The organism is Candidatus Zixiibacteriota bacterium, assembly GCA_034003725.1.
Lineage (GTDB): Bacteria > Zixibacteria > MSB-5A5 > GN15 > FEB-12 > WJMS01.
In genome coordinates this window covers 421,640-437,534 of record JAVEYB010000002.1, presented here as the reverse complement: position 1 = coordinate 437,534, position 15,895 = coordinate 421,640, and the positions used below count along the sequence as shown (strand labels likewise).

Here is a 15,895-nt window from a genome sequence, read left to right as displayed (position 1 = left end):
AATCTCAGGTGGTTAAACAGACACTCTTTGTAACTCTGAACGCCATCATAGCGTTCGGTATTGGATTCGGTCTCTGGTACGGCGTCTTCCGGACCTCGGAAAACCCGATTGTTCATTCCATTTATCAGGGCGGTCCGCTGGTCGTGCTGCTCATCATGATTCTGGTTATGTTGTTGGTGTTCGTGATCGAGCGGTACATATCGCTGTACGGCAACGCCAAGGGCAAGAGCTCCGTGCAGGTGTTTTTCAAAAAGCTGATCACGCTGCTGCAGCAGGATGATTTCGACGGCGCGCTGGCGGCCTGCGACAAGCAGCGCGGGACCACGGCGAACGTGCTGCGGGCCGGTATCGAGCGGTACCGCCAGGTCAAGGGCGATCACTCGATCGACGCTGAGAAGCGCATCCAGTTGACCCAGTCGGCTATCGAAGAAGCCAACGCGCTGGAGGGACCGCTTCTCGAGCGCAACCTGATCGCCCTGTCGACGATTGCATCGATCGCCACCATGGTCGGCCTGCTCGGGACGACGATCGGCATGATTCGCGCGTTTGCCGCGACAGGTAATGTCGAGGGCGGCGTGATCGACGCACAGCAGCTTGCGGTCGGTATTTCTGAAGCATTGGTGAATACGGCGGGCGGTCTGCTGTCCGGTATCCTGGGCATTTTCTTCTACAACTTCTTCGTGAATAAGGTCGACGCGTTCAACTATACCACCGATGAGGCGACCTTCGAAGTGATGCAGCTGCTGAAAGAGAAAGAAGGAAAGTAAGCGATGTCGATCAAAAAGAAACGGCGCGTAGCCATCCGTATCGACATGACGCCGATGGTGGATATCGCCTTTCTGCTGCTGATCTTCTATATGGCGACCACGCAGTTCAAACCACCGGAGGCGCGGGCGGTCGATCTGCCGCAATCGCACTCGCAGATCGAACTGCCGGACAAGGACGTTATTTACGTGACTGTAACCAAACTCGACTCGATCTACGTCGATTATGTGGAGAAGGTCGAGATAGATATCGACGGTCAGAAGGTGCAGACGAGCGCGCGAATCGTGCGCACGGCCAACCCGGAGACGGTGGCGTCGGAAATCATCCGCGTCCGTACACGCAACCCGCGGGCGCTGGTGGTGATCAAGGCCGACGAGAGCGCCAGTTTCGGCGTGATGCAGGATGTGATGAAACAGATGCAGGAAAACTACATGGAGCGTTTCCTGATCATCACCGATCACGAGGCCGAGGTGTAGTGCATGCAGACAGTCCTGTTTGAAAGGAGAGTGATGACGGTATGGCCGGCGAAGTAGTAGAACGGGCTGCAAAAGGCGGTAAAAAGGGCCTTCGGCGGCCGAAACGCCGTATCTCCATCCGTATCGACATGACGCCGATGGTGGATATCGCTTTTCTGCTGTTGATTTTCTATATGGTGTCGACCGTGTTTTCCATGCCCCAGGCAATGGAGATTAACCTGCCGCGCGCCGAGGACGTGGAGCAGGAGGTCGAGGTCAAGGAATCCAACCTGCTGACTGTCCGTGTCGATCCCGAGGGCCGCTACTGGTGGCACCTGAAGACGGCGACGCCTGAGAACCTCCCGATGCTGATCCCGTCGAATCCGGAAGCTCCGGATACGCTGGGTTATGTGTTCTGGCCGGACAGCCTTCGGAATATCCTTGTTAGCGAGAACAGGGCGAACCCCCGGCTGAATACGTTGCTTCTGATTCATCGCGAAGCCGACTATGCGGATATGGTGAACCTGCTGGACGAGATCGACTTGATCGAACGTTCGTTCAACAAGTTTACGGCAGACCAGCTGGGCGTAAAGGTTGAGGACCTGACCGCCGAGCAGGGCAAGTTTTCGTACCGCTATGCCATCGGCGAGTGGGAGGACCGCGACGACAGAATTCTGGAATTTGCCGTGCGCGGCGCGCAGGAACGGGGAGAGCTGTAACCACCGGCTGGAACCGGCCCGCGCCAGGCGTCAGCAGATTCTTCAAGTCGGGAAGAAACGACCGAGCCTGTTGGTATGTTATAATAGTAGAAGCGGCACAGTTGAGACGAGGTAAACGGTAATGGCCAACCATACATACAATGCCCTGTATTCGCCGTACGGAGCGTACGAGCTGAAAGCAAAGTACCAGCGCAATTTTGGGCTGGGAACGCTGGCGACGCTCGCGTTTGTGCTGGCGATCCTGGGGACGGCGTGGCTGATCGCCAATATCGGCAAAGACGAAGAGGTCATTTTCGCCGCGCCGACCGTGATCAAAACGGTGGCTGATCTCGGTCCGCCGCCGGCGATCGCCAAAAAGCCGCCGCAGATTCAGGTAAGCCAGCCCAACGTTGCGGCCCCCCGTGTCGGTATTCCGACCCCGGTGGCGGACGAAGAAGTGATCGATGAGGACGTGGTGCTGGCGACCCGCGAGGAGATGGCGGAGATTATCGCCCCCGACGTGATTTCCGGGGCGGTCGGCGACGGTGATATCGTGGTCGACATTCAGGAAGAAGACTATCTGCCGGCCCCATCGGAGTTCGTCCCCGTGGAGATTATCCCGGACATGATCTACCAGGAGAAGCCCGAGTACCCGAGGCTTGCGAAGCAGGCCGGCATCGAAGGTAGGGTCTGGGTGAAGGTGCTGGTCGACAAGAACGGCAACGCGCGTGATGCTCTGGTGGCGAAGTCATCCGGGACGGCGTCGCTGGACGAGGCTGCTGTTGCCGCAGCCAAGAAATGCCGGTTTAAACCCGGTATTCAAAACGGGCAGCCGGTGGCCTGTTGGGTGACATTTGACTACGATTTCAAGCTGACCGGCGGATGATCCTCGATACTGTGCCGCTTTAGAGTTTGGCGGTGGCGCGGAAGGGCACTCTTCCGCGCCACTTTTTTTGTGTCGGATCTTCATTGTGGGACAGGCACTTGGGGCGTCAGGCGCGACAGGCGGTGCTTGCCGCTCTTTTTTTGCTTGACAGGGGCACAAATGTGCAGTATTCTTGACTCGCCACCGATAAAATCACCAGTACACCCAGAGGAGAAGCGGATATGGCACACCTAGACGGGGAAAGTTATCTGTCGTTTGATACGCGCGGCTACCAGGGCCCGGGGGCGGAGCTGGCCGCGTTTGATGAGGCGGCCTTTATCCAGGTCGGCCGACGTCGGTTCGATGAATGCTGTTATCCCAACGCCGGTACGTGTCCGGACTGCACGGGGGCCATGATTCGGCTGGGCACCTGCTTTAGTTGCCCGTCGTGCGGCTATCAGTCATGTGGCGGCTGAGCGGGATGTGAAAGTGAAACAGGTTTACAGGTGACGAGGACGGTTTCATGCAGATACGTGATCTCGAAAGAGAGGGGATACCCCGCCGGGTCATTGACCTGTGGCGGACGGATCAGGGGGAGTCACTGCTGCCGGTGCAGAGCAGGGCGGTACGGGCCGGGCTGCTGGCGGGACGGACGGGGAGTTCGGTCGGGCAGGTTGACGGCGTTCCCGGCAATCTGATTATCACCGCCCCGACATCGTCGGGGAAATCCTTCTGTGCCGAAATGGCTGTCGTGACGTGTTTGACCGAGCGCCGCCGCGCGGTCTGGCTGGTTCCGCTCAAGTCGCTCGCCGAGCAAATCGGGCGGCATCTGGATCGTCGCTACGCTCCGTTGGGCATTCGTTCACTTCTGGTTACCGGCGATCATCCGGAGCACGACAAACCCTTTGCCGAGGGTGATTACCAGATCGCCGTAGCCATTTACGAAAAGCTGGATCTGCTCGCGACCGTGGAGATGGACCGTCTGGCGGGGATAGGGCTGTGTGTGGTCGATGAACTGCAGATGTTGGCTGAGCCGGGCCGGGGCGCGGTCCTGGAGCGTCTTTTGACCAAGCTCCGGGCCGGAGCCTATCGGCCGAGGCTCCTGGGGCTGTCGGCATCGATCAGCGATCATGCCGCCCGGCAGCTGGCCGACTGGCTGGGCGCTTCTCTCGTTCAGGAGAATGCACGGCCGGTTGATTTGTATCGCGGTGTGGCTGCCGACGGTTCGTTCCGATACCGCAGTTTCAATTCGGGGGCTGACGGAACCGAGCCCTTTCTGGAAAGGGAGCCGGGACAGGACCAGATCGAGTCGTTTGTGGACCAGTTGCGCCGGGAGCCCGGGTCAACCCTCGTGTTTCTGAAGTCCCGGCAGGACACGATGACGCTGGCATTCCGGCTTGCGGCGGCGGTTAACTGGCCGCCGGCCACCTCGGCAGTGGCGGAACTCGAGCGTGATGAACCTTCGTTTCTGAGCCGGTCCCTGATTCAGTCGCTTCGGCGCGGGGTCGCGTTTCACAATGCCGATCTCACCCCACGGCAACGGGAGGTGGTTGAGAATGCCTTTTTGCAGAAAAAGGTTAGGGTAGTATTCTCAACCACTACGTTAGCCATGGGGGTCAATCTTCCGGCGGACACGGTATACCTGGAGACAGTGAAGTACGCATCGGGCGTCTACGACGGTCGGCCGGCGCTGGTGCCGATTTCACGGGCGGAGTTCGACAACATGACCGGGCGGGCCGGGCGGCTCGGATACGCGGCCGCGGAGGTGGGCCGGGCGATCGTGCTGGCCGATTCGGAGTTCGACCGGGAGATTCTCTGGGAGAACTATATCGTACCGCCGCAGGCGGACTGCCTGTGTTCGCAGTTGGGCGGGATGGCGCCGACCGACTGGGCGCTCAACCTGATCGTCTCCCGTCTTGCGACCACCGAAAGCGAACTCGGCGCAGTCTATCGTCACACGCTTCGGGGCTACCTCGATCCGGAGTGCATGCCGAACTGGGGTGGAGCCGTGACTGCTCTGGCGGATGCAGGGCTGATCGGGCCCGACGGCGCGCCCGGCCGGTATATCCCGACCGCCGTGGGCAGGGCGTTGGCCGGAACGGGATTGAGCGTCTCCGATGGTCTGGGGTATCTCCGGCGCCTTGAGGCGGGTTATCCGGACACGGTGTTTGGGTGGACCGCTCTGGCGTTGTCCGGTCGCGACTGGCGCCGCCCGCCGGGGATGCTGTCACGGGCCGAACTGGCGAGTCAGGCGCCGCTGAAGGCGCTGTACCAGCGTTTCGACTATGCCGCTTCCGAAGCCGCCTGTTTGCTTCCGGAGAGGCATCAGCATGAACCTCTCTCGTACCAGCAGGCGGCGGCCCTGAAAGCGTTGCTGGTGCTTGATGAGTGGAGCCGGCTCGTGCCCGCGCGGCGGCTCGAAGAGCGTTACCAGATCCATCTCGGGCAGATTATGAATCTGGGCGAGACCACGGCTCATCTGGTAATGGCGCTGGCCTCGCTGGTGGCCGCGAGTGATCGAAGCGCCGCCGTAATCGAGAAACTCCGCGCGCATGCGTTTAGTCTTCGGTACGGTCTGCCTTCGTCGATGGAGAGTCTCCATTCGCGGCTGGGGCATCTGCTGAGCCGGGCGGAACTCGCCGCCCTGAGAAATCTCGGGGTCGAAACAATCGGCGATCTCGCCGGCCTCGGTGAGACTGATCTTCGGGAGGCAATCAAGGATATGGGTAACCTTAAGGTAATCAAGTCACAAGCGCAGAAATATAAAGAGGAGGTTGATATGAAACCGATCGTGTTTGAATCCAGTCCGGTGGTTATGGGTGAGCCTGAGGTCATTGAGGTTGACGGCAGCCAGGATCGGGAACGCTTTGTCATTCGAATCAACGGTCGGCCGGTGCGGTTGACCGGGAAGTCATTCAAGTATTTTGCGAAGTTGGCCTGGTCCCGGCAGAATGCGGAGTCCGGCTGGATGTACAAGGAAGACATCGAGGCGGGCTTCAATCAGGCGCGGTATCTGTACCGGATGAAAAACGAGGTCAGCGCCGGGCTGGGATCCGACTGGCCGGTGGTCGAGAACAATCGACTGGGGTACTATCGTCTCGATGTTGATCCGTCGAAAATCCGATTCAATCGGAACGCCCTGCGCCAGCACCCGGACTGGGAGGTTCGCTCTCTGTTCGAGGTGTCGTCGGACAGCTCCGATAGTACGTCCGCCGGCTTGACGCATTAACGAAGCGCACCCGGGGGAGGCCGCCGGATCGAAATCGGACAATCACGGCAACCGGGCAACTGATCCGGCGGTCGAAACCGCCTTTTCAGCAGTCTGCGGCTGTCGTCGACAGGATATCGGGAAGCGGACGGCACTATCGGTTGTTTTAATGTATGGACAGAACGTCCAAACAGCCGATATAGTAGTAGATACGTCGACGACACTATGCTGATACCGAGCCACAACCGAACATCGGGCCTTAAAACCGGCCCGGAAAGCAGCTGCCCGGTCCTTCCGCTGATGACCGGTGTGTTGTTTCCCGGAACCGTTCTGACCATCCAGATCGGGCGGTCCGACAATCTGACTCTCGTCAAAGATCTCCTCGAATCAAAACGCGAGTTCGCGGCTGCCTATGCGCGCTCCGAGGTCGAGACGGCGACCGATATGCCGATGCACGAGATCGGCGTGTTTGCCCTCATCCGGGACTGCAGCGACGGGCCGGGGGGGAGCAAGATCGTCACGCTGGAGGGGCGGCAGCGGGCGTTTCTCAAGGACGTGGAGCGGACCACGCCGTACCTGACGGCGGTCGTACAGATGATCGAACCGCCTGCGTTTCTGGAGAAAGAGATCAGGCAGCGGGTGGAAGAGGTGATCGCGGTTGTCAGCAAGATCACCCATCTTGACCCGACCTATTCGCCGGAGTTGTCGAATGTCGTCCGGATGAACGTCGAAGAACCTTCGATGCTGGCTGACCGGGTGGCCTCGGCGTTCCACTTCTCGCTGGCCGCAAAACAGGAAATTCTTGAATCGGTGGCGCTCGATCTGCGGTACGAACGGCTGTTGTACCATTTGAACACGGAACTGGCGCGGGTCACGACCCTTCTCAATATCAACGAAAATGTCAAGCAGCGGATCAAGGAGGAGCAGCAGCGCTATTTCCTCCGGCAGCAGCTGCATGAGATCAAGCGGCAGCTCGGGGAGGATTTCGCCGAAGAGCGCGAGGCGGCGAGGTTCCGCCAGGTCGTCAAGGATTCGCCGAACCTTCCTCCGGAAGTGATTTCGCGTGCGACGATCGAGATAGACCGGCTGGGGCAGTTGTCGCCGGCGTCGGCGGAGTACGGCGTTACCCGCAACTACCTCGACTGGCTGCTCAACCTGCCGTGGAACATCACTCGCCCGAGTAAGATCGACATGACCGATGTCGAGCGCGTGCTGACCTCGGATTATTACGGCCCGGTCAGCCTCAAAGAGCAGATTATGCAGCGGCTGTCGGTGCGGAAACTGCTCGGGGGCAACGACGAGGGACCGACCCTGTGCCTCGTGGGCGCGCCCGGGACCGGGAAAGCTTCGCTTGCGAAAGCGATCGCAAAGGCGCTCGGCAAAGAGTTCATCCGCATTTCGGTCGGCGGGATCGACGACGTGGCGGAGCTTCGGGGTCACCCCCGGACCTTCCTCGGCGCGTATCCGGGTCGCATCGTCCGGACGCTTCGCGAGGCAAGCACGTGCGATCCACTGGTGCTGATCGAAGATATCGACTATTTCAATCTCGAGAACGACGCCACGGTGAACATGGCGCTGCTCGAGGTGATCGACTCGCGGCGCAATGCGCGGTTCCTCGATCATTACATCGGCGTGCCGATGGATCTCAGCCGTGTGTTCTTCATCTGCTCGGTTCGCTCGTACGAGGAGATCCCGGAGCAGTTTGTCCCGCGCTTGGAGATTCTCGACCTGCCCGGCTACATCGAGCGCGAGAAGATCGTAATCGCCAAGCGCTACATAATCCCCAAAGTGCTCAAGCGCCACGGCCTGTTGAAGTCCGAAGTCAAAGTCGCGGACAAGACGTTGTCGCGGATCATCACGGCGTACACGCAGGAGGCGGGACTGTTGGGGTTCTCGCAGCAGATCGAGAAAATCTGCCGCAAGGTGGCGCTGGAGAAGGCGGACGCCAAGCGTTCGTCATGGATGATCAACGAGAAAAATCTCGAATCATATCTGGGTACGCCGCAGTTTATCCCCGAGAAGGCGGAGAACATGCCGGAGATCGGGATCGCCACCGGACTGGCGTGGACGGGGTCGGGCGGTGAGTTGATGTTTATCGAGGCGCTGAAGATGAAGGGGGAGGGGCAGATCATTACGACCGGGTCGCTCGGGGAGGTAATGCGCGAGTCAATTATCGCCGCGCATTCCTATGTTCGGTCGAAAGCTGACACGCTCGGGATCGATTTCAGCGATTTCAGCGAGTTTGACATCCACGTGCACTTTCCGTCGGGGGCCATACCCAAGGACGGGCCCTCGGCCGGCGTCACGGTTTCACTGGTAATCGCTTCGGTGATGTCGGAGCGGCCGATCCGCAACGACATGGCCATGACCGGCGAGGTGACCCTTCGCGGGCGGGTTCTGCCGGTGGGGGGGATCAAGGAGAAAGTCTCGGCGGCCTACCGTGCGGGGATATTGCATGTCGCCATGCCCAAGGAGAATGCGAAAGATATCAAGGACTTACCCCGCGAGATTCTCCGCAAGACCCGTTTCTATTATATCGAACGAGTCGACGAGTTGTTCGAATTGTGCCTTCTCGATTTTACGCCATCGAGTTTCACGCTCGAGAAGATATTCGCCGAGGAAATAGAGCGGGCAAAACGCCGCAAAAAGAAGACGTCGGCGCGCCGGACGCCGGCGGCGGCAGCCAAGTCCAAACGTCGATCAAAATAGTCCGTTTCCGACCGTCACACTCCACTGCCTTCGACCGCCTTTCGCTCCAGCCATTAACAGCTTGACACATCCCGACACACGCGATATTATACGCGTGGGTACTGTTCCAGCGGTTCCAGCGACTTACACCACATTGTCCGATTAGTAACGACGATTCTAACTCGTGACCATCGCTCGGTGAGTGTTCGATACGAAACACGTCAATAAAACAGAGACGAATACACCGTGTGACCGTGGGTACGGAGCGGTCGCATGCGTTTCCCGCGAAGAAACAATCGGTAAGGTCAGTCATACGGCATGGAGGCAAGGATGAGAATGAGGTTATCCACAATTGCCGTCTGCGTGATGCTGCTGGCGGGGGCATCGGTGCAGGCGCAGTTTCAGCAGAGTCCGTTGGATCTCGGCGCCGCCGACACGCTGGATATGGTGGTGTCGGTATCGCCCGATGCGACGACCAACAAGTTGAAAGCGCAGTTTGATCTGTGGGCGTTTAACGACAGCAACACGGTGGCGGGAGCCACGGTCGGATTCGGGTGGGAGAACGACAATATGCTGATGGACAGCGCGAAGGCGTCGGACCTGGTGCGAAACGCCTTTACGCTCGTGTTGACGGTGTACAAAAACAACAGTCTCGCTACCACCAATGCGGACCATCAGTTCAACCTCGCCGGTACGCGTTCGTTTGACAGCCCGGGTATTCTCCCTGCGGACACGCGCCGGTTATGGGCGTCGTATTATTTCACTCTTTCGAGTTGGAGTCTGTCCGACTCGATTGTAGTCGACACCAACACGTACGCGCAGGCGGTGACGTATCAGTTCGGCAATCCCGATGCCAGCAACTACAAGCCGTACTGGACGGGTCCGGAAGTGGTCCGAGACACCGCCGTACCGTCGAATTTGCTGCTGTCCGAGGATACGCTGTTTTTCACGGCCGAGGAGGGCGGGACATTTCCGCCGAACCAGACGTTTGATGTGACTTCGGACAACGCCCCGCTGGCTTTTACGCTGGTGGAGAATGCGGCCTGGATCATCAAGTCGCCGTCATCGGGGACGACGCCTCGGACAATCACCGTCTCGATCAATACGACCGCGCTTCCCGCAGGAGTGTATTTTGACTCGATTGCCGTGGAGTCGCCGTCGGCAGGCAACTCGCCTCAGTTTGTGTACGTGCAGCTTGATTTGCAGCAGCCGCCGCCGGTGCTTTTGGTCAGCCCGAATTCGTTCATCTTCAACGCGGTGGCGGGCGGGAACAATCCACCGACCCAGAACCTGACGATCACCAATACCGGTGGTTCGACGCTGGACTGGACAGCCACCAACAGCCAGCCGTGGCTGCAGGTGATACCGGGGGCGGGTACCGGCGACGCGGTGGCGCTTGTCTCGGTGGATATCACCGGGCTGACGTTTAATGACTATTTCGATACGATCGTGGTGAGTGATCCGGCGGCGACCAACAGCCCCCAGCTCATTCCGGTGCGTCTGACCGTGGGTTCCGATTTGCCGATTCTCGCGGCCGACTCGGCCTTCAACTACATTGTGGTTGATCTCCCCGAGGCGACACCCCCGCCGAGAGACTTCACGATCGTCAATGCCGGTGCGGGTTTGATGACGTTTGAGATCAGCAATACGTCCTCGCGTATTACCCTGTCGGACAGCGCCGGGACCGCCCCGTTTACGATTACGGCGAGCTTTGATGTGGTAGGCGAGGGAACCAACGGTCAAAACCTGTACGACACTATCTGGGTGACGTCGCCGGAGGCGATCAATTCGCCGTTCCCGATTGTGTTCCAGTTCCACTTCGTAGACATCCCGGCGCGGGTCGTGGCCAGCCCCGGTACGCTGACCTTCAATATCTACGAGTGCTTCACGGAGCTGTCGACCGATCCGTACGCTCAGAACATTTCAGTCATCAACGGCGGCGGCGATAACCCGCTTCGCGCGTTCCTCGTGTACGAGTCGGATCTGTTTACCGTTGATCGCGACACCCTGGTGGCGCCCGGAGTGTTCAAAGTTACGCCGAATATCCTGACGCTGCCGGTCGGCACGTATTACGACACGATTCTGGTCGGCGCGCAGAACGCTATCAACAGTCCGGACACCGTATTTATCGTGTACAATCACCTCGAAGGTACTGATACGCCGATTATCAGGGTGAGTCGCACGCTGGTTATCGAGCCGATCAAAATCGACGCCGGACCGGTGTCGATTACCGGGTTCGATGTGACCAACCAGATGCCGGGCTGTATGGACTGGACGCTTGAGGAAGACTGTCCCTGGGCATTTCCAAGCGACACGGCGGGCAGTGCGGGTGACAACGTGTCGCTCGTGATCGATCCGACCGGTTTCCCCCGGGGCGAATATCTGGATACCATCTACGTCTACTCGGACGAGGCGGCCAATTCGCCTCAGCTCGTTCGCCTGATCCTTCGGGTGTGGGACCGAAACGGCGATGTCAACTGGGACGGGGAACTCGATCTGTCGGATCTGGTCTATCTGGTGACTTATCTGTTCCTCAGCGGTCCCGGACCGATGCCGGAGTTTATTGTCGGCGACGTCAACTGCGATAATCTCGTCGACTTGTCGGATCTGATTTACCTGTCTTCGTATCTGTTCCTGAACGGCCCGGAACCGTGCGGGAACCCGTTCAAGGCACAGTCCTGACGTATCGGGACATAGTCGAACATTGCGACGCCGCTCCGACCGCTGGTCGGGGCGGCGTTTTCACATGCCGGTCAGCGAGAGGGCGCGGTCCGGCGGTGGGTCAGGCGTCCAGTTTTTGGTTGCATTTGGGTCGGAATCCGGTATCATATCGCCGTTGGTTGAGTCAGGCTGTACCTCTCGCCGAGATCATGTAATGCATAAAGAAAACAAGGTACGTACTTTTCATATATCGACTTACGGCTGTCAGATGAATCTGGCGGATTCCTCAACGTTGGCGTCGGCGCTGACCACACGCGGGTACCGCCGGGTGGCTGACGAGGCCGAGGCCGATCTGATCATTCTGAATACCTGTTCGGTTCGGGAGAAGGCCGAGGACCGCGTCTACGGACGGCTGGGCGAGATTTACAAGTTCAAGAAGCGTCGCCCGCATCTAAAAGTCGCCGTGGTCGGGTGCATGGCGCAGCGGCTCGGCCCCGATCTCCGAGAGCGCGTTCCCCACGTGGATTTTGTGCTTGGTACCGATCGGGTTTTTGAACTGCCCGATGTGCTGGAAGGCAAAGAGGGGACATCGGCCATCATGACCGCCTTCGGTCATGAGAACATGGACGCGATCGAGCCGATCAAGGAAACCCCCTGGTCGGGCTTCGTCACGATTTCACGCGGGTGCGACAACTACTGCACGTACTGTATTGTCCCGTTTGTCCGGGGCCGGGAGCGCGAACACTCCGCCGACTACATCGTGGACGCCGCCCGAAAGATGGCCGACGAGGGCGTCGTGGAACTGACGTTGCTCGGCCAGAACGTCAACAGCTACCGGTATGAGGACACGGACTTCCCGGATCTTCTCCGGCGGGTGGCGCGTGAGTCCGGCATTCCCCGCCTGCGCTATATGACGTCGCATCCCAAGGACCTCTCGAAGAAGCTTGTCGGGGTCATGGCCGAGGAGCCCGGGATCATGCCGCACATTCACCTTCCGCTGCAGTCCGGGAGCAACCGTATCCTGAATCGGATGGGCCGCATATACACGATCGAGCACTACTTGAAGATTATCGACTATATCCGGGCCACGTTGCCGTACGTGTCCATTACGACTGATCTCATCGTCGGGTTCCCGTCGGAAACGGAGCAGGAGTTCGAGCAGACGCTGGCGGCCGTTCGGCACGTTGGTTACGATTCGGCGTTTATGTTTCGCTATTCAATCAGACCCGGCACGACCGCCGCGCGGTACGCCGACGATGTTCCGGAGGAAGACAAAATCCGACGGCTGAACACGCTCATACAAATACAGCAGGAGATCTCGTACGAGCGGAATCAACGCGAGGTGGGTCAGGTACGGATGAGTCTGGTCGAAGGACACTCCCGTCGCAGCAGCGAGCATTTTCGGGCACGGACAGACGGCAACAAGACGGTGCTGTTTCGTGCCGGGCAGACCGCGCCGGGTTCGGTGGTCCCGATCCGCATTACGGCGGCGGACGCCTTCACGCTTCACGGTGAGATCGCCGAGGTGCATTAATGTCTGAGACGTTGTCCGCGCTGCTTGCGCCGGCTATCGCTCTTGTCGCAGTCGTGTTCGTCATGATACGACTGCGTTTCTTTGCTCCGGAGCATCCCGACGGGCGATATCTGTTCGTTATCGGCGGGTTGCTCGTGGTGATCGCCGCGGGCTGGCAGATGGTGAAGCTCAATTCGGAGTATCTCTCCTGGTTCGTGCCGCAGGCGTATGGTTATATCGACATCAGTCAGCTACTCGCCCTGGCGCTGGGCGTGCTGCTGATTGCCGCGGCGCTCGCGTTGTATCATGATTCATGGCAGTCTGAGCACGAAAGTGTGGCGACCCGCCAGGGCAAGCTGAGTGTGCTCGAACAACTCCAACAGGATGCCCGGCAGCCGTACCAGGTGGTCGATCTGCTGTCGATGGGGCTTCGTGAGATACTGCTTCACTGGCCGGAATGCGCCGGCGTTGTTTTTCTGGTGCATCGTGACCGCCGTCAGTTTGTCCTGATAGATTCGGCGCGTCTCGACAAGCAGGAGACGGCGCTCATGGAGCATCTCCCGCTTCGCCGGAATTCCGTCGCCGAATCGCTGCAGGACGGCCAGCCCGTTATCGGTGGATCGTTTTCCTTCACCGACCGCGGCGGCAAGGATGTCCCGTCCCGCTTCAATTCGTCGCTGGCGCTCCCGCTGGTATCGGGAATGGAAACGATGGGGGGGATATTGCTTCTGTCCGAAGAGAGCCGGTCTTTCACGAGAGAAGATATCAAGGTACTCGCCCCGGTCGCCGGATGGCTGGCTGAACGCGCCAAGTCGGCGCGGTTGGGCCGGGAGGTATCCACGATTCGCAGGCAGCTTGAAGAAGAAGGGAACACCGCGACCGACTTTGCAGGTCGAGTGGCGGCGACTGTCGCCGCGTTCGACAGTGATGACGCCATCGCCGTCTATTGCCGGGGGTTGGTCGGGTTCGGCGCAAGTGTGGCCGTGCACCTGTGCGGCATCCGCAACGGCGGCCTCGTGATTCATGGCGGTAGTGAAGCTATGCTCGATCTGTCCGAAAACTTCCGAACCGCGCTGGTCGGAGCCCTGGACAGGCGAAAGCCGCTGATTCTGAATCAGGAGGCGAGCGATGATACAGGGCAGGCGGTGATCGTGTCGTCGACACTCGTTTTTCCGCTGCCTGATGGAGATTCTCCCGACGCGCTCATGTTACGCAAGGACGCCCCTCCGTTTGTTGTCGATGACGCCGCGCTCAAGAGACTGGAGTTGTTTGCACGCATGGCCCGCACTGTTCTGGCACGAGCCGACGGGCGGCGACTCGATCTGACCCGTCGTATCGGATTCGACAAGGTGCTGCACCTGCTGACGACCGAAGAGCTGGAGTACGGGCCATCCGAAGCATTGATGTGGTTCGCTCGACAGGTAACCGATATAAGCCCGCAAAAGACACTCGCCCTGACATTCCGAAGAGACACTCGGGGGAGCATGCGGGCCGAGCAGGCAATCGGTTGCGAGCTCAGCCGATTCAAACTCGAGATAGCACCCGGCGAGGGCACGATCGGCCAATCGGTGGCCGAGGGCCGTCCGTCGTACGTCGTGGGCAAAAAGAGAGTCGGCGCCGAGTTTTCCGCGTATCGCTCCGAGGCGCAGGCGGCGCTGGCCGGGATTGCCGGCGAGCGGGGCCTGCCCGATCTGCTGGCCGTGTGCCCGATCCGCCGCTTTGGAGAAGCGCTTGGAGCTGTCGTCTTCTACTTCCACGGAGTACCGTCCGACCAGGTCAGCGAACTGCAGCGATTGCTCACCCTGGCGGCCGGGCTGTATTCGCTCCGTCTGAGCGTATCGGCGGTGCGGCAGCGTTCGCTCGAAAGCGAGGCTGAGCGAATCGGCCGTGGGGCGCCCGGAGATCTGGTCAATCGCATCAACAACGCCCTCTCCGCGATACTCGGCTCGGCGGAGCTCGCGGCCGCGCGGGACGACATTCCCGGCGAAGCGCGACGGCATATGAAAAGTGTAATCGGCGAGGTCGAGCAACTTGCCGCGCTGGTGCGGCGATCGCTGGGTTCGGTGGTCGAATCCACCCGGCAGCACGAGAGCGCGCATGCAGAGCAGGCCGGGTTGGCCGGCCAGATTACCCGCGTGCTCGATGAGGCCCGTATCTCCGGAAATGTATTTATGGCGGGCGGCAGGCCACGGGAGATTGATGTCCGTCTCGATGTTGCTGCATCATCGGTGGTAGCCGAGGGTGAGATTCGGGGTCTCTTCGAGGGCGCTATCAACCGATTTGCGGCGCTGACAAAAGACGAGGAGATCATCACGGTCGCGGCCTACCAGGCAGGCGAGTTCGTATACCTCGATCTATCGCGCCATCCCCGGAATTTCCCGCCCGTCCGTCAGGTTGCCGGATTCGGCGATTACCGTCCGGCCTCGGAGGCTCTGCGGGAACGGCCGGGGGATGTGTTTCTGGATCGCGTGAAGGACGAGCCGTGCTACTACGCCCATGACCGACACAGCGATACGCCTACGTTTCTGTCGTTCAAGTTTCCGGTGCACGGAAGCGGAAAAAACGCCCAGACACCGTCGCGACTGCCCGGCAAGGGCACCCTCGCGGTTCTGGCGATAGACGACGAAGCCATTATTCTTGATCTTGTCTCGGCCATGTGTCATTCGCTGGGTTACGAGGCGGTCACCGCAGGATCCGGCGAGGAAGGCCTGCGGCTGGCCCGATCCCGGCGGTTTGATGTCGTTTTGACCGATCTCGCCATGCCGGGGCTGTCCGGACTGGACGTAGCCCGTGAAATACACCGGCTCCATCCCGGCCTGCCGATTGTCCTGGTAACCGGCTGGCAAGCCTCTGTGGATCGACAGGAACTGACTGCAGCCGGGATATCTCATGTCCTCTCCAAGCCGTTTCGTATCGAGCAGCTGACCGAAATACTGCAAGCAGTTGCCACCCAAAAACGTTGATTTTCAACGAATTTGCCCTGCCTCGCCCGTAAGGCATTTCCGCCCGGTCGCCGATATAGGCGATAAGCGACAAGGACGG

At 59.7% G+C, this 15,895-nt stretch carries 10 protein-coding genes; all 10 read left to right on the top strand.

The annotated features are described in order from the left end of the window. The first annotated feature begins 8 nt into the window (after positions 1-8). The 10 genes from RBT76_04685 (at position 9) to RBT76_04640 (ending at position 15,816) form a co-directional block, all read left to right on the top strand. On the top strand, positions 9-767 hold the full coding sequence (locus RBT76_04685; GenBank protein MDX9857061.1) for a MotA/TolQ/ExbB proton channel family protein: 759 nt from the start codon (positions 9-11) through the stop codon (positions 765-767). A gap of 3 nt (positions 768-770) precedes the next feature. After that, positions 771-1,241 carry a biopolymer transporter ExbD gene (locus tag RBT76_04680; GenBank protein ID MDX9857060.1) on the top strand — a complete coding sequence of 157 codons (471 nt, stop codon included), beginning with the start codon at positions 771-773 and terminating at the stop codon, positions 1,239-1,241. A gap of 41 nt (positions 1,242-1,282) precedes the next feature. After that, positions 1,283-1,939, top strand: coding sequence for a biopolymer transporter ExbD (locus RBT76_04675; protein MDX9857059.1), 657 nt, complete (start codon positions 1,283-1,285; stop codon positions 1,937-1,939). Positions 1,940-2,060: 121 nt separating this feature from the next. After that, positions 2,061-2,804: an energy transducer TonB gene (locus RBT76_04670; protein ID MDX9857058.1), complete on the top strand. Its 744-nt coding sequence runs from the start codon at positions 2,061-2,063 to the stop codon at positions 2,802-2,804. A gap of 221 nt (positions 2,805-3,025) precedes the next feature. After that, positions 3,026-3,259, top strand: coding sequence for a hypothetical protein (locus RBT76_04665; protein ID MDX9857057.1), 234 nt, complete (start codon positions 3,026-3,028; stop codon positions 3,257-3,259). 47 nt (positions 3,260-3,306) lie between these two features. Continuing rightward, positions 3,307-6,012, top strand: a complete 2,706-nt coding sequence (locus RBT76_04660; GenBank protein MDX9857056.1) for a DEAD/DEAH box helicase — start codon at positions 3,307-3,309, stop codon at positions 6,010-6,012. Positions 6,013-6,216: 204 nt separating this feature from the next. Then, entirely contained in the window at positions 6,217-8,700 is a 2,484-nt protein-coding gene (gene lon, locus RBT76_04655) for an endopeptidase La (protein ID MDX9857055.1), read from the top strand. A 309-nt stretch (positions 8,701-9,009) separates the two neighbouring features. Beyond that, the gene (locus RBT76_04650; GenBank protein MDX9857054.1) at positions 9,010-11,361 is read left to right on the top strand and encodes a hypothetical protein; all 2,352 of its coding nucleotides are present in this window, start codon (positions 9,010-9,012) and stop codon (positions 11,359-11,361) included. 193 nt (positions 11,362-11,554) lie between these two features. Continuing rightward, a complete protein-coding gene (gene miaB, locus RBT76_04645; GenBank protein MDX9857053.1) occupies positions 11,555-12,874 on the top strand; it encodes a tRNA (N6-isopentenyl adenosine(37)-C2)-methylthiotransferase MiaB in 1,320 nt (439 codons plus the stop codon). Next, entirely contained in the window at positions 12,874-15,816 is a 2,943-nt protein-coding gene (locus tag RBT76_04640) for a response regulator (protein ID MDX9857052.1), read from the top strand. Before miaB ends, RBT76_04640 begins: the two co-directional genes overlap by 1 nt. The last annotated feature ends 79 nt before the right edge of the window (positions 15,817-15,895 follow it).